This is a genomic window from Rhizobium sp. Leaf321 (assembly GCF_001423215.1).
Classification (GTDB): Bacteria; Pseudomonadota; Alphaproteobacteria; order Rhizobiales; family Rhizobiaceae; genus Neorhizobium; species Neorhizobium soli.
Genome location: NZ_LMOF01000005.1, coordinates 293,622 through 317,767 on the forward strand (window position 1 = coordinate 293,622; position 24,146 = coordinate 317,767).

At 58.8% G+C, this 24,146-nt stretch carries 17 protein-coding genes; 11 read left to right on the top strand and 6 right to left on the bottom strand.

Annotated features, from left to right (window positions below):
• Positions 1 to 3 precede the first annotated feature (3 nt).
• The gene (locus ASF70_RS05035) at positions 4 to 978 is read left to right on the top strand and encodes a sensor domain-containing diguanylate cyclase (RefSeq protein WP_082471772.1); all 975 of its coding nucleotides are present in this window, start codon (positions 4 to 6) and stop codon (positions 976 to 978) included.
• Between the two features lie 64 nt (positions 979 to 1,042).
• Here ASF70_RS05035 and ASF70_RS05040 read toward each other — a convergent pair whose 3' ends face one another.
• The 4 genes from ASF70_RS05040 to ASF70_RS05055 all read right to left on the bottom strand — a co-directional run bounded on the left by ASF70_RS05040 (position 1,043) and on the right by ASF70_RS05055 (position 5,452).
• Positions 1,043 to 2,359 carry a cytochrome c gene (locus ASF70_RS05040; RefSeq protein WP_062577962.1) on the bottom strand — a complete coding sequence of 439 codons (1,317 nt, stop codon included), beginning with the start codon at positions 2,357 to 2,359 and terminating at the stop codon, positions 1,043 to 1,045.
• 11 nt (positions 2,360 to 2,370) lie between these two features.
• Positions 2,371 to 4,140: a GMC family oxidoreductase gene (locus ASF70_RS05045; protein WP_062459814.1), complete on the bottom strand. Its 1,770-nt coding sequence runs from the start codon at positions 4,138 to 4,140 to the stop codon at positions 2,371 to 2,373.
• 2 nt (positions 4,141 to 4,142) lie between these two features.
• Positions 4,143 to 4,844: a gluconate 2-dehydrogenase subunit 3 family protein gene (locus tag ASF70_RS05050; protein ID WP_062577964.1), complete on the bottom strand. Its 702-nt coding sequence runs from the start codon at positions 4,842 to 4,844 to the stop codon at positions 4,143 to 4,145.
• Between the two features lie 359 nt (positions 4,845 to 5,203).
• Positions 5,204 to 5,452 carry a hypothetical protein gene (locus tag ASF70_RS05055; RefSeq protein ID WP_062459810.1) on the bottom strand — a complete coding sequence of 83 codons (249 nt, stop codon included), beginning with the start codon at positions 5,450 to 5,452 and terminating at the stop codon, positions 5,204 to 5,206.
• A 266-nt stretch (positions 5,453 to 5,718) separates the two neighbouring features.
• Here ASF70_RS05055 and ASF70_RS05060 point away from each other — a divergent pair, with 266 nt between their 5' ends.
• The 8 genes from ASF70_RS05060 (at position 5,719) to ASF70_RS05095 (ending at position 17,257) form a co-directional block, all read left to right on the top strand.
• Entirely contained in the window at positions 5,719 to 7,821 is a 2,103-nt protein-coding gene (locus ASF70_RS05060; RefSeq protein ID WP_082471773.1) for a PAS domain S-box protein, read from the top strand.
• A gap of 3 nt (positions 7,822 to 7,824) precedes the next feature.
• Positions 7,825 to 9,282 (top strand): chemotaxis protein CheW, encoded by a 1,458-nt coding sequence (locus tag ASF70_RS05065; protein ID WP_062577966.1) that lies wholly within the window; start codon positions 7,825 to 7,827, stop codon positions 9,280 to 9,282.
• Between the two features lie 102 nt (positions 9,283 to 9,384).
• Entirely contained in the window at positions 9,385 to 10,119 is a 735-nt protein-coding gene (locus ASF70_RS05070) for an autoinducer binding domain-containing protein (RefSeq protein WP_062459805.1), read from the top strand.
• A 340-nt stretch (positions 10,120 to 10,459) separates the two neighbouring features.
• A complete protein-coding gene (locus ASF70_RS05075) occupies positions 10,460 to 10,969 on the top strand; it encodes a molybdopterin-dependent oxidoreductase (RefSeq protein ID WP_244473966.1) in 510 nt (169 codons plus the stop codon).
• Positions 10,966 to 13,158 carry an ATP-binding protein gene (locus ASF70_RS05080; protein ID WP_062577969.1) on the top strand — a complete coding sequence of 731 codons (2,193 nt, stop codon included), beginning with the start codon at positions 10,966 to 10,968 and terminating at the stop codon, positions 13,156 to 13,158. The genes ASF70_RS05075 and ASF70_RS05080 overlap by 4 nt, the downstream gene beginning before the upstream one ends.
• An 11-nt stretch (positions 13,159 to 13,169) precedes the next feature.
• Complete coding sequence (locus tag ASF70_RS05085; RefSeq protein WP_082471774.1) at positions 13,170 to 14,405, top strand: HD domain-containing phosphohydrolase; 1,236 nt, start codon at positions 13,170 to 13,172, stop codon at positions 14,403 to 14,405.
• Position 14,406: 1 nt separating this feature from the next.
• Positions 14,407 to 14,892: a chemotaxis protein CheW gene (locus ASF70_RS05090; RefSeq protein WP_062459796.1), complete on the top strand. Its 486-nt coding sequence runs from the start codon at positions 14,407 to 14,409 to the stop codon at positions 14,890 to 14,892.
• A 457-nt stretch (positions 14,893 to 15,349) separates the two neighbouring features.
• A complete protein-coding gene (locus tag ASF70_RS05095; protein ID WP_082471775.1) occupies positions 15,350 to 17,257 on the top strand; it encodes a methyl-accepting chemotaxis protein in 1,908 nt (635 codons plus the stop codon).
• Between the two features lie 469 nt (positions 17,258 to 17,726).
• Here the strand turns inward: ASF70_RS05095 and ASF70_RS05100 are convergent, their stop codons facing one another.
• The gene (locus ASF70_RS05100; RefSeq protein ID WP_062577972.1) at positions 17,727 to 19,835 is read right to left on the bottom strand and encodes a carboxy terminal-processing peptidase; all 2,109 of its coding nucleotides are present in this window, start codon (positions 19,833 to 19,835) and stop codon (positions 17,727 to 17,729) included.
• A gap of 184 nt (positions 19,836 to 20,019) precedes the next feature.
• Positions 20,020 to 21,249, bottom strand: coding sequence for a Xaa-Pro peptidase family protein (locus ASF70_RS05105; protein WP_062577975.1), 1,230 nt, complete (start codon positions 21,247 to 21,249; stop codon positions 20,020 to 20,022).
• A 351-nt stretch (positions 21,250 to 21,600) separates the two neighbouring features.
• Between ASF70_RS05105 and ASF70_RS05110 the strand changes: the two genes are divergently transcribed.
• Together ASF70_RS05110 and ASF70_RS05115 are read left to right on the top strand one after the other, a co-directional pair.
• Positions 21,601 to 23,301, top strand: a complete 1,701-nt coding sequence (locus ASF70_RS05110; RefSeq protein WP_348270987.1) for a phosphoethanolamine--lipid A transferase — start codon at positions 21,601 to 21,603, stop codon at positions 23,299 to 23,301.
• A gap of 181 nt (positions 23,302 to 23,482) precedes the next feature.
• The gene (locus tag ASF70_RS05115) at positions 23,483 to 24,136 is read left to right on the top strand and encodes a response regulator (protein WP_062577980.1); all 654 of its coding nucleotides are present in this window, start codon (positions 23,483 to 23,485) and stop codon (positions 24,134 to 24,136) included.
• The last annotated feature ends 10 nt before the right edge of the window (positions 24,137 to 24,146 follow it).

Genomic DNA, 24,146 nt, shown 5'->3' on the forward strand with positions numbered 1-24,146 from the left:
CCGATGCTTTCGGATGAACGGGCGGCAGCCTCACTCTTTTCCAATGTGACACAAGGCGGAGATGGGCTGGACGGAATGCTGCAGACGCTGTTTCACATCTCTCCGCTTGCCTATGCCATTTCGACGGCCGGGCCAAACTCCGTTTATGTGCGGGTCAACCAGGCTTACATGGACCTCGTCGGGATGAACGAAACGGCACTGGTTGGTCGCAAACTGACGGATGTCGGCCTGATCGTCGATGGTTCAGACCGTGTTGCCAGGATCAAACTCCTTGACGAGGTTGGGTATTACTCCGCGCAGTCGGGCAAGATCCGGCATCGTGACGGGTGGGAAATTTCCGTGATGATCTCCGCACGCCGGATCAAGATTGGAAACGACCTCTACGATCTCGAGGCGCTGACCGATGTCACCGAACAGACGAGCGCGCAAATCAGACAGGAAGAGGCGTTGCGAGCCGCGGCCGTCACCGATAGCCTGACCGGGCTTCCGAACCGTCTTGGGTTCGAGCAACGGATCGCTCACTTTATCGAAGATCGCGCCAACCATGAGGAGTTCGGGCTCGCAATCTTCGATCTCAACGGCTTCAAGATCGTCAATGACATGCACGGTCACCCGGTCGGGGACGAGTTGCTTGCGGTTATCGGGAAAAGACTGTTGTCGTCCCTGAGAGCGGGAGAATTCGTTTCGCGGCTGGGCGGTGACGAGTTTGCCCTCCTGTTCCAGTCAGACATGGGAGACAGTGCAATGCAGGAGCAGAGGCTCGCCGTGATGATGGACACTGTGCTGGCCGCCGTCACGATCGGAAGCAAAACGCTGCGCGTCGGTGCGGCGCTGGGTTTTGGCTTTGCAAGCGAGGTCAAGTGGTCGAGAACGGCTCTTGTCGCTCTCGTAGATCGGCGCATGTATCACGCCAAACTGACGCGGCGAAGTATTGCGATCCTCGGGCCGCCGGAGGCCTTGGCAACGGCCAACGGCTGATGCCACCCATGGCGACGTGTAAAGACCCTGCCGGTTACGAACCGGCAGGGTCTGATGTCATGGTCTAGCGGCGGACAGCCTTGACGTCTTCCGCAGTGACCGGCGGAGCGTCGTTATGCCAGGCCTGGCGCAGGAAGGTGGCAAGTGCTGCCGCTTCTTCGTCGTTGAGGCGGTCGTTATAGCCCTGCATGCGCACGCGCATGGGACGGTCCTTGGTCGAAGGCAGTTCCGCTCCGTGCAGCATGACATCCAACAGGCCCTTTGAAGACTTCGCGGTAACCAGCGAATTTCCGTCAAGCTCCGGGAAGATTTCCGCGGCACCCTTGCCGTTGACAAAGTGGCAGCCACCGCAATTGTCGAGATAGAGGCGGGGACCGAGCGGCATATCCGCTTTGGCTTCCGTCAGCATTTTCTCGGTGTCGGTAACGTCGGCCTTTTCAGGCGCCGCCGAAGGCGTTGCCGGTGCCGTGGAACCGCCAGTGCTGCCGATCTTCTTGAGGTAGGTTGCGATCGCCAGATTGTCCTCGGGCGTCATGTATTGCAGCGAATCGCGCACCACCAGCATCATCTCGCCGGTTGCCGTGGAATGCGCGTTGCGGGCAGTCGTAAGATAGGCCGCGAGCTCTTGGGTGGACCATTTCTGCGGTGCGCTTTGCGGGCCGCGCAGGTCAGGTGCCGTATAGCCGTCGATCTCGCCGCCGGTCAGGAAGGCAGCGCTGCTCTCGTCGGTACCGTCCTGCGCCATCAGCAGGTTGCGCGGGCTGTGGCAGGCGGCGCAGTGTCCGGCGCCCTGCACGAGATAGGCACCACGGTTGAACTGCTCGTCCTGCGAAACAGGTTCAAAGCCCGGCTTGCCCAGCGCCAGCCAGTTCCAGGCGCGAATGCCCCAGCGCTGGTTGAACGGGAAGGACAGTGCCGTTTCCTCGACCTTGTTGGAAACTGCAGGCACCTCGGTCATGAAATACTGGTAGAGGGCTCGTATGTCCTCTTCCGTCAGCTTGCGATAGTTTTCGTAAGGCATGGCCGGGTAGAGATGCGCACCGTCGTTGCGAACGCCGTCGTAGAGCGCCGCGCGGAAATCATCGAGCGTGTAATTGCCGATGCCGGTTTCCTTGTCCGGTGTGATGTTGGTGGCCCAGATCGTGCCCATCGGGCTGTGGATAGGCCGGCCGCCGGCGAAGGGCTTGCCGCCCTCCGCGGTATGACAGGCCATGCAGTCACCGGCCCGCATGGCGTATTCGCCACTGCCCGCCGGTGCTTTGTAATCAGCCGGGAGCTGGGCAACCGCGGCAGTGCGCTGGACCGGCACGAAGATGAAGGCGAGAAGGCCGACGACGCCGAGAACGGCGAGGATGAGAATGACGCGAAGAAAGGTTTTCATCGTTGCGCTCCTCACACCAGTGGCCGCGGATTGGACAGGTACTGCGTCCGGATCGCATGCGCCGCCCAATAGGCCAGGCCGCCGACCATGCCGGTCGGGTTGTACTGGGTGTTCTGCGGGAAGGCGCCGGCGCCCATCACGAAGATGTTGTGCTTGTCCCAGGCCTGCAGATACCGATTGATTGCCGAGGTCTTCGGATTGTCACCCATCACAGTGCCGCCCACATTGTGCGTCGTCTGGTAAGGACGCACGTCGTACATGGCGCCGTCCTTCTTGAAGCCTTCCTGCATTGAGGTCGGGTTCATCGACTTGGCGATCGGCTCCATCTTCGACTTCATGAACTGGGTCATGCGGATGTCGTTCGGCTGCCAGTTGAACGTCATGCGCATCAGCGGACGACCGTGGCGATCCTTGTAGGTCGGGTCGAGGTCGAGATAGTTGCCGCGATAGGACATGTGCGAACCGTGCGAGCCGATCGACATCGAGTGGCCGTACCACTCGCCGATGCCCTTCTTCCAGCCGGCACCCCAGGTCGGCGTGCCCGCAGGGAGCGCCATGGAGCGGATCGGCTGACCGTTGGACTGGCCGGCACGCCAGTAGGCGCCGCCGATAAAGCCTTCACGACCGAAGTCGATATTGTCCATGCCGAAATCATCGATCGACATGCCGTTGGCACCGGTGCCGATGAACGGATTGAACACCTCGTCCTTGAAGAACATCGTGTAGCCGCCGTTCATCTGGTAGGCATAGCTGCGACCGGTGACGCCTTCGTTCGTTGCGGGATCAAACGGCTGACCGATGCCCGAGAGCAGCATCAGATGGACGTTGTGCAACTGATAGGCGGCCAGGATTACCAGATCCGCGGGCTGGAACACCTCTTCGCCGGCCTTTTCGTCAAAATAGGTCACGCCGGTCGCGGTTTTGCCGTCGGGCGCCATTTCGATTTTCAGCACTTCCGCATGGGTGCGGTATTCGAAATTCGGCTTGCGCTTCAACGCGTCGAGGATCGCCGTCTGCGGTGAGGATTTTGAATAGTTGTAGCAGCCGTAGCGTTCGCAGAAACCGCAGTGGTTGCAGGGGCCCATCTGCATTCCGTATTCGTTGACATAGGCCTGCGAGGCAATGCCGCCCGGGCTCGGGAACGGGTGACAGCCGGCAGCTTTCGCGGCTTCGGCAAATTTGGCTCCGTCCCAGGTCACCGGCATGGGCGGCATCGGGTATTCGCGCGAGCGCGGTGCCTCGAACGGGTTGCCGCCCTCGATTTTCTTGCCATTGAGATTGCCGGCCTTGCCGGAAATCCCCGCGACATGCTCGAACCGATCGAAAAACGGCTCCAGCTCTTCGTAGCTGACGGGGTAATCCTGCAGGTTCATGTCTTCCGGAATGATGCCGGCGCCCCAGCGCTCTTCCACATGCGAGCGCAGACGGTATTCCGAGAGCTGCGGACGCCAGTTCAGACCGTTCCAGTGGGTGCCTGCACCGCCCACACCGATACCCGGCAGGAACGAGCCGAGGCTGCGATAGGGCAGGGCGGCTTCATCGACGTTGCGACGGATCGTCAGGGTCGAATTGCGCGGCTTTTGCATCATGCCGAGACGAACGCCGTATTTCAGCTCGTCGATCATGTTCGGGTACTGGAAATCCGGAACGGTGTTCTGGTCATGGCCGCGTTCAAGCGCAACGATCTCCAGACCCTCGTTGGCGAGTTCCATGCCGAGGATCGAGCCGGTCCAGCCGAGACCGACGATGACGACGTCCTTCTTCTTTGCAGTGCGTGCCATCGTTATGCCCTCTCACCGGAAATCGAAACGGGACCGAGCGGGTAGGCGACGTTGTGCTTCAACACCCACTCCTTGTAGCTGCCGCGGGCACCTGGGAAACCGATATATTTCCAGGCCTGCATGCCGTGATTGCCGCCATACATCGGGTCTGCGAAGTAGCCCTCCTTGGTGTTCTGCAAGAGGATCGTGAAGAAGTCGCGCAGTTCGGGCTTGATCTTCATCTCGTCTTTCTGGAGGGAGGTCAGGGCCTTGTCCTGAGTTGCGGCGTCAAGCTCGGCAAATATCTTGCCGTGCGTCTGCTGACACCATGCGTCGAACACCGGGATACCCTGCTGATAGATTTGCAGCGGCGTCAAAGGCGATTGCCAGCCGCGGAACGGATGGGCTGCGGCATCGTGCGGACCTTCCATGTACCAGTCTGCCGCCTCACCGAATCCACCGGCCAGTTCCTTGTCGATAAAGACGGGGACGCGGGCCTCGATGGCACCGGGACCTTCGCCTTCGGAGGGAATGAGCCGCGCCGTGGCAGCCATAACGAAGGCCCACTCAGTGGGCTTGAGACAGACCGGCTGGTATTCTTCGATCGGTGGCGGGGCCGGCGGGGTCTCCGCCTTCGCCTGCATCACCACGCCGACGACGGCCGCACTTGCCGCCGAAGCCTTCAAAAAGCTACGGCGGGACGGTAACCCCGGGACATCTCTCATTGTATCGCTCCTTGGTGTCCCGACAGGGGGCCGGAACCGAATAGGCTGGAAACGTGAGGCACCCGTCGCTGCGACATATGGCCTCATTCGTTGCTGACCTTTAAACCCGCAAGGTTTGAGTATGCAATGCTTATGAGGTGCGATTTATGAGAAAAATTTTGCGCTAATTAGCGATGCTGCCATGCGTGCGCACAAATGCCTACCTCTGCGGGAAGTTCGTGGCTTGCTCGACTTCATCGAGTATTATTATCAATTGTCAATTTGCCGGCGGATCGCTGTCGGCGTTCGAAATTCAGGTGGCGGGATCCGCAGGACCGGTCCGATAAAAAAGGTGGGAGGGACACGGCCGGTTGCCGACGTCAGTGGATTGTCGGTGTTTTGCCGGAATACGCGTCCTGGAGGATCACGATCAGCCGCGAGGCAATAGCCCGTATTTCAGCTTGCTCCGATATCGAGAGATCGGCCTCGCTGCGAGCAAGAGTTTCCAGCGCTGCCGTCGTGTCGTTGACCATCCGGGCGACACCCATCCGGCTGAGCGGGCTGAGGCGCCAGTTCAGATGCCGGATGATACCGGCGAGATCGCCAAGCCGCTGAGCGCTGAAACGCATGTTCCTATCCCGTACTCACTACAATTCAGGACAAGGATGAGCGCTAACCCGTCAAAATTTGGTTACAGCGACTTGGTTACCGCGACGGCGCCAGTACGACCGGAAACGGACGCATAACGACGCGGGCTCTAATTTAGCATTAATCCTTCATTAGTTAGTTGCCTCTAAAATTCGGGTATCAGACCGTCGCGGTCGTGCCGTTGCTTCAGATGGAGGGGGTTCGTGATGAAATTCGAAGTTTGCCTGGTTACCGAAAGTGCTCTCCCATGACTTTAAAGTCTTCTGTCAGCACCCTTTCGGACCTCAACGAGATCGCCGTTCTGCGCAACAAGGCACGCGCAATCGACCGTGCGCAAGCGGTCATCGAATTTGATCTAACCGGCACGGTAAAGAACGCTAACGAGAACTTCCTTTCCCTCATGGGCTATTCGCTGGCCGAGGTGCGTGGCCGACATCACTCCATGTTCTGCGAGCCGGAGATCGTCGAAGCTCCCGAATATGCCGCGTTTTGGAGTGATCTGGCGGAGGGCAAGCTCCACGACGGAGAGTTCAAGCGCATCGGACGCGGCGGACGCGAGGTGTGGATCCGGGCGAGCTACAATCCGATCCTCGACGACAACGGCGTGACCATCGGGGTGGTCAAGTACGCGATGGATGTCACAGCGACCAAGTCGGTAGAGGCGGAACTCCTGGGAAAAGTAGCGGCGATCGACCGCGCAATGGCCGTGATCGAATTCGACCTCGAAGGCCACGTCCTCGCAGTGAACGAAAATTTCCTCACCCTGATGGGATATGCTCGGGAAGAAGTCATCGGTCAGCATCACCGGATGCTGTGCGGAGCCGACCAAACCCGAACACCCGCCTACAAGGCATTCTGGCAGAGGTTGGGGCGCGGCGACTATGAGAGCGGAGAGTACCGTCGTCTCGCCAAGGGCGGAAAGGATGTCTGGATCCAGGCGACCTACAATCCCATCTTCGATCTCAACGGCAACCCCTGCAAGGTGGTCAAGTATGCCTATGACGTGACTGCCAGCAAGATCCGGAACGCCGAGTTCGAAGGCAAGGTCAACGCGATCGGCCGGGCCCAGGCCGTCATCGAGTTCGACTTGCACGGCAATATCCTTGACGCGAACGAGAACTTTCTTGCCGCCGTCGGCTATTCACTGGAAGAAGTCCGGGGCAAACACCACCGGATGTTCTGCGACCCTGCGTTCACGCAGACAGCGGAATACGGTTCCTTCTGGGACCGGCTGGGACGTGGCCAGTTCGAAGGAGGGGAATACCGACGCCTCACCAGAAGCGGTGCCGACATATGGCTTCAGGCGACTTACAATCCGATCCTCGACCTCGCAGGCCGCCCGATCAAGATCGTAAAGTTCGCCTCTGACATTACGCAGGCGAAGCTGCGCAACATCGAGTTCGAGGGAAGGGTCGACGCGATCTGGCGGGGGCAGGCAGTCGTCGAATTCGATCTCGACGGACATGTCGTTTCCGCCAACGAGAACTTCCTACGGGTCATGGGATACTCGCTTCGCGAAATCACGGGGCAGCACCACAGCATGTTCTGCAGCCAGGATTACATCGTCTCGGAAGACTACCGGGATTTCTGGCTGCGTCTCAACAAGGGTGAATTCTTTTCGGGGCGTTTTGCCCGCGTTGGAAAGTATGGCCGGGAAGTGCACATTCAGGGGATCTACAGCCCGATCGTCAATCTGCGGGGCGAGACGGTGCGCGTGGTGAAGTATGCCAGCGACATCACCGATCAGGTCAAGCTCGAGCATGACATCCGTTCGAAATCGCAGCAAATGACCAGCATTGTCGGAGAACTGTCCGGATCGATCGCGGAAATCACCGCTAACACCCGCACGGCCACCACGCTTGCGTCCGAGACGCAGGGCAATGCGGAACAGGGTTCAGAAGCGCTGGGCAGCGCGATCGCGGCAATCGATCTCATCCAGAAGTCCTCCACGGAAATCTCCGATATCGTCAAGGTGATTGGCGAGATCGCCAGTCAGACCAACCTTCTCGCCTTCAACGCGGCAATCGAAGCCGCAAGGGCAGGGGAACATGGGGTCGGGTTCTCGGTCGTCGCGGGCGAGGTCAGGAAACTCGCCGAGAGAAGTTCGGAAGCTGCGCACGAGATATCCAAGCTCATCCAGGAATCGACCATGCGCGTCAACCAGGGAACGGACCGGTCGCAGCATGCGAGACTGGCTTTCGAACGGATCGTCGGCAGCGTGAACAAGACCGGCGAGTCCATCCGGGAGATTGCGCAATCGACGGATGCTCAGCAGCGTGTCTCGAAGACTGTTGTCGAACTCATCAATGACCTGACGTCTTCGACGGCGCAGCAGCGCAAAGTGGGTTAACCCATGAACCAGATGGTCAGATCTCTTGCGATGCCGGAAGTGCTGAGAGGCAGTCGCCCTGCAACGCAGCAGTTCGGCCTCCTGCGCATTGGCGAGGCGATGCTTGCCATCAATGTCGAGAATATCCGAGAAGTCGTTCCGGCGCCCGGTGGGCTATCGAATGCAGGCATCGCGGCAACCGGCTTGTGCGGGTTGTTCGAATTGAGAGGCAGCACCATCCCGGTTATGGATATCCGACCGATGCTCGGCCTGCCGGCGACGGAGGCCTACGGCGCCGTGATTCTGGTCCTGCGGGTAAGACAGAGGCTGATATGCATTTTTGCTGACGAAGTGCGCGGCATCGCGACAGAAGACGTCGCGGCACTCGATGAACTGGGCGTGTCGCGACCCGCTGTACAGGGACCTTTGGTCACGCATTCATTCTTCCACAGCGGAAAGGTAATCTCGGTCCTGGCAGCGGAGCGCATCTTGGCGTTGCCGGGAATTCCGTCGGTGCAAGAGCCAGTCGCGGAGGCGGTCGCAAAGACGAGCTCGAATGCGAAGCCGCTTCTGCTGTTCACGTGCGGCGCGTTTTCTTTCGGCGTTGCGGCCGGGGTGGTCGAGGCCACCGCGCCGACCGCGCAGTTGAAGGATTCGCCGATGAAGACGGAGACCTGCCTCGGTGTCATCGATCATCATGGCACCCAGGTGCCGGTTCTTGATACGCTTCGGGTGCTTGGCATGGGCGTCCTGTCGGAACGCAAGCAGTCGTCCGTCCTCGTCCTGCGTTACCCCGACGACCGGCTGCTGGGCTTTGCGCTCGATACCGTCGTCGATATACGGCCGATACCGTTGGGCGACATTATGGCGATGCCTGATAATGCCGTAGAGACCGGGTCTGTTCTCAGCGGTGTCTATTCCGTCGACGGACGGACATTGTTTCTCGTCCTCGACGAGCGCACAATGATGAGTGACGATGTCCTGCTGATGTTTTCGCGACTTTCATCCACCAAGCCCAAGACAGCGGCGGCCGGTCGAGCGCCGGGGCAGCGCGGAGACGCGTTGCTGCCATACTTGGTCTTCAGAGCAGGGGGAGACATGGCAACGCCGGTTGCCGATGTCCGGGAGATCGTCGAGATGCCGGAAGACTACGTTTCGTTGAACAATGTCGGACGCGGCACGATGGGCCTGTTTGTCCACCGTGGCACAGCTATCCCTCTCATCTCCCTTGCCAGACGGCTCCGGTTGCCTGCAGTTCCTACCGGCCAAGAAAGTCGCGTTCTTCTCGTGTCGGACGGCCTCAAGACGACTGGCCTGGTGGTCGACAGTCTGGCACGGATCGAAATGGCCTCGAAATCTGCGACAGGACCGGACGCTACGGACTCCAGCGGGTTCGAGCATCGGATCCTGGGTGACTTCATGGTTCGGTCAGCGGACGGGCGGCTCCTCCCATATATCGACCTCAGAAAAGCCCTCGCTTGAAAGAGCCCGACAGTTGGTTGCAAAATCCAAGGTTGAGTCTTTACCTTTTGTTAACGCTGAGACGCCAAAACTCGTGTTGACGATCTTCCAACGGATTCTGATATGCCCGTCAGCGCGCTTTCCATTCTTGATCCAAACGCTCTCGACGACTATTGCGACCTGCGTTCGGTGCCGAAGCACCGTCATTTCGGAAAAAACGACATCGTTGACCGCCTGCGGTTGGCGGTTCCCTTTGACTACATCTCCATCAGCGGTCTCGACGTCGACCACTACAGGTTCGGTCAGGGTTTTTCGATCGACACCGACATGCCTCCTGCATTCCTCGACGCCTATGACGCGGATCGCCTCTATCTGACCGACCCGTTCGTCCTAGCCGCGAAGGCCTCGAACGTGATCGTGGTCGAGAGCGAGGTCTACGCGGAAACTCCGCCGCCGCAGAGGCTCGTTTACCTCCAACGAACCTTCGGCCTGCACAACCGAACGCTTATCCCGATCCTCAGGAACGATGTCATTTACGGAGCGATCTGTTTTTCCCGCTCGACACCGTTTGACGAAAAGGAGTTGATCTTCCTTTCGCTGGTAGCGGAATCCATTCACACGGCTGTCACCAAGCCGCTGATGGATCGCTTCGCTGCCCACCAGCTTCGGCTTTCCAAGGGTGAAATTGCCTGCCTGACCCAGGCCAGTCTCGGGCTGACGAGCGAGGCGATTGCGGTCGCGACTGGATACCAGAACGATACGGTCAACAGTTACATAAAGTCGGCCGTGAAGAAGATCGGCGCGACCAACCGAACGCAGGCCATTGCCGAAGCTATACGCCGCCGGCTCATCGCCTGATCGCATCGCCCTAGCTAAAAAGCGATCTGCCACAGGGGGCGGTCATCTTTTCGACCGTAAGCGCCTGAGGCAACAGCAAAGAAGTAAGAATTGAGCGCTACGTTCGTGACGTCTCTTTCTACTCCAATTCTCATTTCAAGATTCACCTAATATAAATGCCTCCGCCCTAGAATTAAGGCGTCCACAGCGTTGAACACGCAATCGGCATGACGCCGATCTGGGAGGAGCGCGCGGTGTATTCCACCACGCATGCCCCGATGGGACGCTGGCCAATAGGCACCCCCCGTTTTGACAGCTTGTCGCGCGCGCCGCGAGTCTACTTCGTATCTTGGAGTTTCAAGTGATAAACCGCATCATGATCGCAGCCGTCATTGTCGCCGGCGCGCTGCTTCCTCTTCAGGCGACGGCGCTTGACTTGCCGAAAGGCAAGGTGGTGCTTACGGTGACTGGCACCAAGCTCGATCATCCCAACGTCGGTGGCAAAGCCCAGTTCGACATGCCTATGCTCGAAGCCCTTGCGGGCCGCACGGGTGAAATGGAGACCCCCTGGACCGAAGGCGTGGTCAAGTTCTCCGGCCCGCTTCTGCGGTCTGTACTCGAGGCAGCGGGGGCCCATGGCACCAAGCTCAAGGTCATTGCGCTCAACGATTATGCCGCTGACCTGCCGATGGAAGATGCAACCTTGCTCGACACAATGCTCGCCACGCGCATGGACGGCAAGCTGATGTCTGTCCGCGACAAGGGCCCGCTCTTCCTCGTGTATCCTTTCGATAAGGACCAAGGTCTGTTCAACGAGAAATACTTCTCCCGGTCGGTCTGGCAGATCAAGGATATCGAGGTCGCTGAATGATCACTGCCGCCCAGCAGAGTGGCGATATCATCCGGAAAGCCAGCAAGGCGACCGTCGTGCTGCAGTGCTTTGCCGTGTTGCTGTTGCTGGGCCTCGTTTTTCTGTTTGCCGATATCTCAAGGAAATACTCCGCCCTGCAGGACGGCATTCGCGAGAATGCTTTGTGGTCCGTCTACCAGCTCGACCGGGAAGCGCGCCGGTTGCACGAGACCCTGCACATCATGCTCGTTGAAAACGACCTGAATCCGGAGCGCATCAAGGCTCTCGGGACGCGCTACGACATTCTGTACTCGCGAATGAACATTCTCGACAAAACCTCGTTCGAGACAAAGTTCAAGCTGGATGCGGCTGTTGCCGAGCAGGTCACTGCCATTCGCGACGCGGTGTTCGGTCGCAGCGCCGTTTTCGACAGACTGGCCGCAGGCGACCCCGTGGATCCGGTGCAGCTAGAGACAGCAGATTCAGAGTTTGAGAGGCTGGTAGAGAATACGGAAAAACTGCTTCTCTATACGAACAGCACCGTCAGCATCGAACGGGCTGAGGCTCGGGACGCAGTCCTTGACCTTCAGATGAAATCGGCGGGTCTCGTCGCACTTCTTGTCTGCTGCGTGGTATTCCTCATTCTTACGCTGCGACGTCAGCTCAAGTCAGTTCAGCTTGCCGGTCTCAGCCTGGAGGCGATTTCGAACCAGCTGAAGGAGTCATATCTCGCGGCGGAAGCCGGGAACCGCGCCAAGTCCCAGTTCATGGCGACGATGGGACACGAGATCCGCACACCTTTGAACGCCATTCTCGGAACTGCGGAACTACTGGAGTTGTCCCCCCTACCGCCGTCAGTTGCACCTGGCCTGCAGACCATCAGGCGTTCTGGTCAGGCTCTTCTCGAAATCATCAACGAAATCCTCGACTTCGCAAAGATCGAACACGGAAAACTGGACGTCGAGACCCGCGCGGTTGACGTTCGGGCCGTCGTCACAGCCACGGTCGAAATGGTACGAGACAGAGCAACTGAACATGGAAATCGCATTGCGCTGGAACTGCCGACCTCGTTCACCACGCCGGTCATATCATCGGACCCCACCCGTCTGCGTCAGGTTCTTCTCAACCTGTTGAGCAACGCCATCAAATTCACGAGCGAGGGCACCGTCACGTTGCGCGTGCTGGAGATTGGCGATCCGCAAGACGCACAGCTGAGGTTTGAGATTGAAGATACAGGCATCGGGATCGACGGTGAAGGTCTTGGCAAGCTATTCCAGCCGTTCTCGCAGGTCGATGCGTCTATCAGCCGGAAATACGGTGGTACGGGACTGGGACTGACCATCTGCAAGCAGATCGTAGAGGCGCTGTCGGGAACAATAGGTGTCAACAGCCGCAAAGGCGAGGGCAGCATCTTTTGGTTCGTAATCCCTGCCAACCCGGCCGAGAAGGGTCTTGTCGACGCCTTGGCGGCAAAGGCTGCGCCCCAACAGTTTCAGGCATGGAATATCCTTCTTGTCGAGGACAACGTGATCAATCAGCAGGTTGCGGCCGGGTTTCTCGCCCATCTCGGCCAGTTGGTCACGATCGCGAACGACGGGCTGGAAGCCGTCAAACTGGCGGAGACGACCCGCTTCGATCTCGTCCTCATGGACATGCAAATGCCGAGGCTGGACGGCATAGAGGCTACCAAGCAAATTCGCGCTTCCAACGGCCTTAGCCGGAATGCTCCCATCATCGCCATGACCGCGAATGCTTCTGACGACGACAGGCGGCTTTGCGAGGAGGCGGGGATGACGGGGTTCCAGTCGAAGCCAGTCTCGATGCATCAGCTTCGGGGTATCATCGGGTCTCTGGAGGCGGCTGCGGAAACTGCTGTGGAGGCTGTCCAAAGTCCGAGCATCGATAACGCGTTCGAAACCCGGCGGTTGGAGATCGTGGAGGCACTGGGCGAAGAGACGTTCGACGAACTCCTGTCGAGCTTTTTCGAAGACGCAAGCCTACTCCTCACTGATCTTCACTCCGCCTTGGCCGTCAATGACCACCGTCATACCGATCATCTGCTGCACACTCTGAAGGGCGCAGCAAGCAGCGTCGGTCTTCAAGACGTGGCTGACCGGTCTCAGGACCTCCGTCATGCATCAATCACCGAAACCGTACTTGCAGACCTTGAAGACACAGTCACCCGCTACAGGCAGCTCCTTGTCGCATAAGGGACGTTCACATGCGCATTCTACTTGTCGACGACAATAAAACGAACCTCTCTCTCCTGACGAGACTCGTCGAGAAACTGCCGGACTGCGTCGCCATTCCCTATCTTCATCCCGAAGACGTGCTGGCAGATGCTCCAGCGCTCGAATTCGACATCGCCGTCATCGATTTCCAGATGCCTGTCTATAGCGGCATCGAGCTATTGACCGAACTCGTTCGCTTCGAGAATTACCGCGACAAGCCCGTGGTATTTGTCACGGCCGATACCGATACGGCGACGCGCATGGCGGCGCTCAATGCAGGCGCGATCGACTTTCTGACGAAACCCGTGAACCCGTTGGAGTTTCAGGCCCGGATCAAGAACCTGGTCGCCCTCGTGGACGCGCGCAACAAGCTTGCCGACAAGGCCGAGTGGCTTCGTATCGAGGTCGAGAAAGCGGTCGTTGAGCTGCGTGCCCGCGAGGAGGAAATCATTGACCGCTTGACTATCGCAGCAAGTTACAAGGACTTCGAGACGGCCCGGCACACGCGGCGCGTAGGCCTTTATTCCGAGGCAATCGCGCGGGCCTACGGCATGGAGGCGCGGGCTTGTTCCGACATCAGGCTTGCCTCGCCGATGCACGATATCGGAAAGGTCGCCATTCCCGATGCCGTCCTCCTGAAGAACGGCAAGCTGACCGAACAGGAGTTCGCGGCCATGCAGCGACATACGGTCGTCGGCTGCGATATTCTCCGGGAATCGAAGTCGAGTCTTCTGCAGCTTGCTGCCGAAATTGCTGGCAGTCATCATGAACGCTGGGACGGGCAGGGGTACCCGTTCCGTCTTTCGGGTGAGACCATTCCGGTTTCCGGCCGCATCGTCGCCATTGCCGATAATTTCGATGCGTTGACGAGCGCAAGGCCCTACAAAGAGGCGTGGAGCGTGGATCGCGCCGTAGCACACATACGTGAAAGATCGGGGAGCCACTTCGACCCCCGCTGCGTCGCTGCCTTCGACAAGGCATTGTCCGTCATTCTCGAAATCATGGAGACCGATCGCAGGGAAAGCCTGCTTTCAGTGCCTACAAGCTGCATCCCGGTTCACGCTGGGTGCTCGCAGTCGAAGGAATCCTTTGAACGCTGCCGCCGCGCAATCAGCGATGCCCGCGTGGAGAAAAATGACGGTCCACTGACTGTTGCAATGATGACGTCACCAACAACACAGAACTACGAACTCGAAAATCAACCGACCGCTTTGCAAGGACGATGAAATGAACACTTTGCATCCTTCCAATTCTGCACGTTCCGGTGAGACCCTGGAAATCATCGCGTTCCGCCTTCACGACCAGGAGTTCTGCGTCAGGACGGTGACGATCCGCGAAATCCGCGGCTGGGGCCCCGCGACGCCGATCCCGCATTCACCCAGAGAGGTTCTGGGAGTGATGAACCTCCGCGGTGCAGTGATTCCGATCATCGACCTCGCCTGCAAGCTCGGTATGCGGAGTACCGAACCCAATGAGCGGAGTGCGATCGTCGTGGCGGAAGTCCACGGAATGGCCTTTGGTCTTGTTGTCGACCGGGTCTCGGACATCCTCACGATTCCCGTCGAAAACATGCAGCCTGTGCCTGACATGAACGCGGGTGCCGCGACGAGCTATTCCGACGGCATCATCGTCCAGCCCACAGGAATGATCTGTTTTCTGAACCTGGAACGAATGTTCGAAGGTTTGAATACTGCCGGCCTCATCGCCGCCTGATAGCTGCGCCGTTCGCACTCATCCGCCTAGACGCTCCGTGACTGTCAGATGAAGGTTCGGTGCACGACCAAACTTGGCTTGCGGAAGCAGGTACAACCTGAAACGCAACTTACGCCTCAATCGCACAACGTATGAGTATTTGATTAAGACGAATTGCTGATTTTCGCATCGTAACCACAGTTTAACGAATCTGCCCTACAAATCGAGGGAGTGGGTAGGCGCTCGTCTTTTGTCAGCGCGAGACCGATTTCAGGATTTGCACTGCCCGGTAAACGGCAACAATTTTAGTTTGGGCCAATCGTCTAGAATTCCTTTTCCGATCGACCCCTGCGGTACCGGCGAGCAAGACGCCGTGCCACTGCATACGGTCAGTTTTTCCAAAATCCACAATCTGCGACCATACTGACTTCCGGCCCGTTGTGCCGGTGGCAGGTCGATGCCCGATGAGAGGTTGAAAATGTTGATACGAACAAAGCTTCTAGCCTGTCTTTTCGTCCTCGCTACGGCGCTACTGTCGATGGCTGGTTTTGCTTTCTATGCACTCGATGAAGAAGGCAAGCTTGCCAATTCCATCGTTGAAGATCGCGTCATCCCCTTGGCGCAGTTGAAGCAGGTCGCCGACAGTTACGCGGTAAACATCGTCGATACGGTCCACAAGGCCCGCGCGAGAACGTTGACAGCCCGGCAGGCGACCGAAAACATCGAGACCGCCATGAAGGTCATCGACCTGCGATGGCGCGAATATCGCAACACGAAGATGACAGCCGATGAGTCGGCGATCGCTACGACCTTCGAGGCGTCTCGCTCAGCGGCCGATGCAAAGCTGAAAGGCCTGCTGACCCTGATTGCATCCGGCGATCTGGATGCCTTGGGACGCTTCGCCGACGCCGATCTTTATCCGACAATCGATCCGCTTGGTGGTCCCATCGACGAACTGGTGAAGCTTCAGCTTCGTGTCGCAGCCGAAACGCTCGCGACAGGAAAGGAGATGAAGGCTGGCCTGACATTGGTCATGGCGATCATTGCCTTCGCGGGTCTTACCGTCGTGGTGATTTCGGTTTGGACGGTTCGTTCTGCGGTTATCCGGCCGTTGACCGAGATGACGAGGGCCATGACCGAGTTGGCGGGCGGCAAACTTGACGTGCGCATCTTCGGCGAGGGCCGCCGCGACGAGATCGGCACAATGGCAGGCGCCGTTGGTGTCTTCAGGCAAAGTGCGAAAGATCGAGCTCGTCTGGAGGCCGAGGCCGATGCAAACCGCAGCGTTTCGGAGCGGGAGCGTATTGAACGCGACCGGATCAGAGCCGCCGAAGCCGAAGCGATGGAGTTCGCTGTCGATAACCTGAAACATGGTCTCGATCAGCTTGCGAATGGGAACCTCGTGCATCGGATCGATGCAGCATTCGTTGCGCAGCTTGATGTGTTGAGGACGAACTTCAACAGCTCCATGGAACGCCTCGAGCAGACCTTGCGCACCGTCGGCCAGAACGCGCAGACGATCGCGGCGGGTTCCAACCAGATCATGTCGGCCGCCAATGATCTTTCGAAGCGCACCGAGCAACAGGCTGCCTCTGTTGAAGAAACGGCTGCGGCCCTTGAGCAGGTCACGACCACCGTTGCCGGATCGAGCAAGCGTGCCGAAGCCGCTGGTCGCCTTGTCACCGAGACAAAGGACAGTGCCGAAAAGTCTGGCGACGTCGTGCGAAAAGCGATTTCGGCAATGGGCGAAATCGAGCGCTCGTCGAACGAGATCGTCAATATCATAGGGGTCATCGATGATATCGCTTTCCAGACAAATCTGCTGGCATTGAATGCCGGCGTCGAGGCGGCGCGCGCCGGGGAGGCCGGAAAGGGATTTGCCGTCGTCGCCCAGGAGGTCCGTGAACTTGCTCAACGCTCTGCAAAGGCGGCCAAGGAGATCAAAACCCTGATCAACACGTCAGGCGAGCAGGTTCGAAACGGGGTTCAGCTTGTTGCAGAAACCGGAAAATCGCTCACTGAGATCGTCTCCCGCGTCCAGGACGTCAGCGTCAATGTCACCGCCATCGTCGAAGCGGCCAAGGAGCAGGCGGTCGGGCTCAAGGAAATCAATATGGCGGTCAATACGATGGACCAGGGCACGCAACAGAATGCGGCCATGGTCGAACAATCGACTGCAGCCAGCAACAGCCTTGCCCGCGAAGCAGATAACCTTTTCACCATGATTGGTCGGTTCACGTTGAGCAAAGGACATGACCTTCAACCTCGAACCGGAAACGCCAACGGCGCGCCCCATATGCCGTCCCCAGCCAGAAAGCTGATGGCGAGAGTGAACAGCTCTTTTCCAACAAGTGCAGCTGTCGCCGAGGCGTGGGAGGAGTTTTAGCCGCGGTCTGGTAAGGCTCCCAGGTCGGCCGGGATTACAAGCTACCGATGGTCGCGGCTGAACTAGGATTTGCATTTTTTAAACCCGCGGCCACTGCTTTGTTACGCTTCGTCTCTCTCGCTTCGTCTCTCACGCGTCGGCAAAGATAGCCGGAAATGGCGTGCTGATATCGGCGCTTCAGAGGCGGCACGTTGAACCGTAGCGGACGTATCTACCGTCTCAGCCAAGGCCGCTAAGCCTGCTACACGCCATCAATATCCGTTGGTTCCATAATGCATATTATCTGATAAATGGATGATGCTATCTGTTGGGCGGCTCGGGTTTTCCACGTCGGTGAGACTGCATCTCCCCTTCGCTTTAACGACAGCGCACGGTATCGCTACCGCGCGCTGTCGACGTCATTCGACGTTGCTCTAATGACCGTCATAAGGTTCACTTGAACCCCGACGACCCCGCAGCCCGCTGGTGACTAGTTTCGCTTGGCGCGCCCGGGCTGTGCATTGCTGTCTTGCAGCAAGGTCGCCTGATCGGCGACAATCGCAGACGCCTCGTTTTTCAGGACGTCCTTGGCATTCTTGCGCGCATCCTCAAGAGCGATCTCCGCACTCAAGCTACGTTCGTTTGCTTGCAGACCATCGTCTTCGCTGCCGACCAGTCCATTGTTGATCTGCTCGCGAGCCTTCAGACGACTGGCGACGGCTGCGAGTTCTGCCCGGCGTTCGGCCTCGTTGAGCGAGATGACCTTTTTCTCGCGCTGCTGCTTCAGTTCGGCAGCGTCCTCGATGAACCGCTGGAAATCCGGGTCATCCTTGATTCGGGCTTCGTGCTGGGTCTGCAGTTGTGGCAGAACAGATGCGACATTTCCGACTGCGGCATATTTGGCAGGCTTGATACGTGTCCATGGCAGCGCATTGTCATAGCTCGCCTCACCCAGCGTCTTCGGGTCAGAAAGGCCCGGGAGGTTGATATCCGGCGTCACACCGCGAAGCTGGGTCGTACCGCCATCGACGCGGAAGAACTGTGCGATGGTCAGTTTCAGTTCGCCATATTTCGATTCGCTGCTGCGCGTCGCCTGATCGAGATCCACGACGGTCTGCACGGTTCCCTTGCCGAAGCTGGGCTCGCCGATCACAACGCCGCGACCATAATCCTGGATAGCTGCAGCAAAGATCTCGGAGGCCGAAGCCGAACCGCGGTTGATGAGCACGCCGACCGGGCCCGCCCAAGCGGGAGCAGACCGATCGTCCTTCAGGATTTCAACCTTACCCTTGGCATCGCGCTGCTGCACGACCGGTCCCTTGCCGACAAAGAGCCCGGTGAGTTCAATCGCTTCAGACAGGGATCCGCCTCCGTTATCGCGCAGGTCAATCAGGACGCCATCAACGTTTTCCTGTTTGAGTTCAACGAGCAGCTTGGCGACATCGCGGCTGGCGCTCTTGTAGTTCTTCTCGCCTTTGCGTCTCGCTTCGAAGTCCTCGTAAAAGGCAGGCAGAGTGATCACGCCGATGCGGCGGGTGACACCTTTGTCCTCGACCGGAATAATGCTTTTCTGGGCTGCCTGTTTTTCGAGACTAACCCGGTCGCGCACGAGGCTGATAACCCGGTGGCTTCCGGTCTCACCGGTATCTGCAGGCAGCACGTCCAGACGGACGACAGAATCCTTCGCGCCACGGATCATCTGCACAATTTCGTCGAGGCGCGTACCCACGACGTCCTTCATCGGGCCATCTTCACCTTGCGCAACGCCTGCGATGCGATCGCCGACAGCGAGCTTGCCGGAGAGCTGCGCCGGGCCGCCAGGCACGAGTTCACGGATCGTGGTGTAACCGTCGCGTTCTTGCAGAACCGCGCCGATACCGACGAGAGACAGGCTCATGGAGATGTCGAATTCAGCCGCTGCCCTCGCCCCGAAATAGTCCGTGTGCGGGTCAACCGACGTCGTGTAGGCAGCCATGAAAGACTGGAATACATCGTCGCTCTTATAACGGTAGGTCCGATCAAGGACGTTCTGGTAGCGCTTGTCGAGCGTCTCGCGGATCGTCGCGTCTTGGGAGCCTGCCAGTTTCAGGCGCAGCCAGTCGCTTTTCACACGCTTGCGCCACAGGTCGTTGCTTTCCTGTTGCGACTGCGGCCACGGCGCGTCGTCTCGCAGCACGGAATACTCTTCCCGCTGGGTGAAGTCGAAACCCTGCTTCAGCAACTCACGTGCATAGGTCAGGCGCTCTGAAACGCGCTGCGAATAAACGTTGAAAATCGAGAAGGGAAGCTTCAGGTCCTCGTCCTCGATCGCATCGTCGATCTTCTTGCTGTTCGCGGCAAAGCTGTCGATATCGGATTTGAGAAAAAAGCTCCGGTCCGGATCCAGCGACTTGATGAAGCTGTTCATGATCTTGACCGACAGCGCGTCGTCCAGCGGTACGGGCTTGTAGCTGTAGCGGCCGAGAAACTGTGCGCTGATATTGGCCGCCTGTGCCTGCCGATCGAGCGGAGCGAGGACGGGGGGTGTGCCCGGTTCCAAGGCATAGGCTGCTGGTGCGATGGCAAGAAGTAGACCAAGGAAAGAATATCTCAGACGCATTCCGCTATGTTCCAATTGCGATGTCGGTTCGTTTTGCGCAATGGTGGTGCAACAATGATCGAGTTTTGGCAACTGTCTGGGTGTGCAATATTGCGTGTCCATCGCAAGAACCAGGACGAACGGCGTGCGCGGAGGGCCCCTGATTTCTGAAGAATGCCGTTCGCGGGCGTTCGGTCGTCAGGCTTCAATGCATGATCTTCTGAAGACCGCGCGGCAATCTATTCATGCATTCCGTGCCGTCAGAGGTCACAAGGAACTGGTCCTCGATCATCAGGGCACCAAAGCCATTCCCGTAGAAGGGCGTCTCGAGCGCCACCACCATGCCCGGCTGGATCAGTTCCTCATTTCCCATCGAGAAAAATGGCCATTCCTCGATGCCGGCACTGCCGCCGACCGAGTGCCCGAAATGCCCACGATGATATTCGCTCAATCCCCCACGGCGGATGGCGGCCGTGACAACCCGATGCACCGCGCCGAATGTATTGCCGGGCCGGATGTGCTCGAGGCCCGCTTCAAATGCCTCGAGGAGGATCTTGTCGAGATCGTTCGCGAGCGGCGACGCCTCGCCATAGACGAAGGTTCGTGCGCTATCGGAAGAATATCCCTCCACCAGCGTTCCTACATCTGCCTTGATGAGCGCACCCGGAACAACCGTTGCGTTCGCGTCTGAAAGATCCGGGCCAACGGAGATGTAGTCCCATGACCCGGACAGGCTGACGCCCTTCCCGATTGCGAACGCCTTCGCGCCGGATTTCCAAGCGTCGGAAAGCGATTGGACAGAGGAGCCAGTCCGTATGGCCTCGACCATTCTGACGATGCCTGCCTCTGCCGCATTGGCCGCAAGACGCAATCGAGCGATCTCGACCGGCGTCTTCACCGAGCGCAGGCGGCGCAGAACCGCAGATCCATCTGTCAACAAGGCGCGGGGCAGATGGTGCTTCAGCGCGGCAAAATCGGCGGCGGGCATGAACTCCATGTCAACGCCAAGACGAGCCTCAGATAGACCGCGCTCGCGAAGCAGTTCTCCCAGCAGGCAGAAGGACGCTTCGCGATCAAAGGTTTCAGGCCTTTCCCCCGTCGACCCACCTCGGCGATAGCACTGGTCGATTTGCGCGATGGAGCCGGCGTCCGTTGTATCGACGGTGTCGATCCAGATCCGATGACTGCGCAGCTCGACATCAGGTGCGGATTTGCGGATGCTTGGCAGGGCGTGATCGCTGACCACGGCGGCAAGCGCGAGCCCCGCATCCGCGGGGACAAAAGCGATTGCTGCCCCTGCCCTGCCCCACATCGTTGCGACGCCAGCGGATGCGCCGATTGCGTAGCGGAATGCCTCGGGTTGGAATAGCAGCAGGCCGTCAAGATCGGCCTCTTGCATCAATCGCTCTGCCCTGTCCCGATCGATATCGCCCACTGCCTGCCCCCGTCGTCCGAAAAGATGCACCCTATGACATGGCGCACCGGACATCCGCCGGTCAAGATGCGGCCGCTCAACCCGTCGGCATATGTGTTTGTCGAACGTTCGATCCCGGTAGCGTCTGGGGATTGCGAACGTGCCGGGGATCGCGCAGCAGCGAGATCGAGCACACGATCAGTACGAATATGCCCACGAAAATTAGACCGGGCCGAAGACGAAAACTGTTCACCGAGTATAGGCCTTGTTGCTTCTCACTCAGGCAATGATGACGAACGAAGCTGACTCCCAGCTGAAGGGTGGCCGTTGGTCTAGGGCATTCAGGTGCGTGTCAGGATCCGATGCAAATCCGTGGCAATCGATATCGCCGAGGATCAACCAGTGCCGATCTCCAGTCTGTCCAGAACCGCACCTCCTTTCTTCCGCCCGCGGATGGGTAGCGTTACCCTGGCTGTGACAGGTGCACTCTATCTGGCGGCCTTTACCAACCGGATGTTTCTCACGCGGGCTTTCGCCTATTTCGACAGTCACCTTGCCTTTGCTGCCTTCATACTCGGTCTCGCATGCCTTTTCGCAGCATTGATCGTATCGTTGTCGCTCAAGTATGTCCTGAAGCCGGTTCTGGTCTTTCTCTTCGTGAGCGCTGCTGCGGGCTCCTGGTTCATGGACAGGTTCGGAACGATCATCGACGTCGACATGATCCGCAACGCCGTCCAGACGACGTCATCCGAAGCCGGGCATCTGTTGACACCGGCCTTCGTGCTGCACATGGCCGTTTTCGGCATCCTGCCATCGCTTCTGGTCTGCTGGGTCAAGATCGAACACAGGCCGTTCTTCGGCAAAGTCTTGTGGAACAGCGCGGCAATCGTTCCACTTCTGCTGGTCGCGCTCGCCTGCGGAATGAGCAGCGCTCGCAGCATTGCCTCGGTCACGCGGCTCCACAAAGACCTGATGATGACACTTAACCCCTTCGTGCCGATCGGCAATGCCATCGGCTTTGCCATGGCGACCGGCGAGGACGAAACCGTCGTCGTGAAATCGCTCGGGACCGATGCCCGCGTCATTGCCCCGACATCCTCCGGCCGACCGCGCGTCGTGGTGATCGTTGTCGGCGAGACGGCCCGTGCCGGGAATTTTTCGCTTGGTGGCTACGGCCGCGACACCAATCCGGAGCTCGCCCGCCGAGACATTACCTACTTCAAGGAAACATCAAGCTGCGGCACGGCAACAGCGGTTTCCGTGCCCTGCATGTTTTCCAACCTGACACGGCGCGGCTATTCCCATCGTGCCGGCCTCGCGAATGAAAATCTGCTCGACGTCCTCGGTCACGCGGGTGTCAAAACGGAATGGTGGGACGACAACACCGGCAGCAAGAACGTTGCAAGCCGTACCGCCTACCACTCGTTTTCCGATGCCAACGATCCCCGCTACTGCAAAGACAGGGAGTGCCTCGACGAGGGGATGGTCGCGGCACTCGATGGCTGGCTCTCGACAGTCAAGGGCGACAGCGTCCTGGTCCTCCATCAGATGGGAAGTCATGGCCCCGCCTATTCTGAGCGCTATCCCACGTCCTTTGCCCGCTTCAAGCCGGAATGCCGCAATGCTGAACTGGGCAATTGCAAAACCGATGAGATCGTCAACGCCTATGACAACACGATCCTTTACACCGACCACATCCTCGCGTCGGTTATCGACAGTCTGAAGGCGCGTCAGGACGTCATCGCTCCAGCCATGATCTACATGTCCGATCACGGCGAGTCGCTCGGTGAGCATGGCCTTTATCTGCACGGCGCTCCGTATGTCGTTGCGCCATCGCAGCAGACCCACGTGCCCTTTGTGCTGTGGCAAGGGTCGGAGTTGAAAACCACGACCGATCCGCAATGCCTTTCTTCCCGAGCGGCTGCACCCGCCTCACATGACAATCTGTTTCACACCGTACTGGGAATGATGTCCGTTCGGACTTCGAGCTACAAGCCGGACCTTGACGTAATGGCATCGTGCCGGCGGGTGAGAGACAGTAGCGGCGTTGCCAGCGCGCGTGCAGACTTCTGACCCGTTCGACACTGGTGGTAGTCCGGTCAGACAGTTCTTCTCGACATCGTTTGCTGGGTTGGCAACAGGGCTCTCGTGCTTCGCTTGTGTGCGCACGATTGTCGCTCCACTTCCTGAGATTTCCGGCTATTCTCGTCTCCGGATCGCCGAAGCGAAATGGCAAAGGGATGGAGCAGACTGCTTGAGAGTTCTTCTGGTCGAGGATGACGTGACACTTGGGGAAGCAGTGCGCGACCATGTGGCGAGCGCCGACCATGCCGTCGACTGGACCAAGACGCTTGACGCTGCAGAGAGCGCCCTCTCGACGACCGGCTACGGTCTTGTCCTTCTGGATCTGCGCCTGCCGGATGGCAGCGGCATCGCGCTTTTGAAACGCCTGCGCGCCAAGGGTATTACCACGCCGGTAATCATTCTGACGGCACATGACCAGATTTCAGATCGCATCGAAGGATTGAACAGCGGTGCAGACGACTACCTTGTGAAGCCTTTCAACCTGGGTGAGCTGACGGCGCGCATGTTGGCGGTTAGTCGCCGTTACAGCGGCCGTCCGGTTTCGCTTCTTCGCGTGGGCGATCTCGAGATCGATGCGACCGACCGTCGCGTTACCGCAACGGGCGCCGTCATCGAACTTTCCAGCCGGGAATGGGCCGTGCTTGACGCGCTGTCGTCTCGTGTCGGCGCGGTCGTTTCCAAATCGCAGATCGAGGAAGCGCTTTACGCCTTCGGCTCGGAAATCGAGAGCAATACCGTCGAAGTCTATGTCAGCCGCTTGCGCAAGAAGCTTGGCCGCGACCACATCACAACACTGCGCGGAATTGGATATCGGCTAGGGTAGATCGATGAGC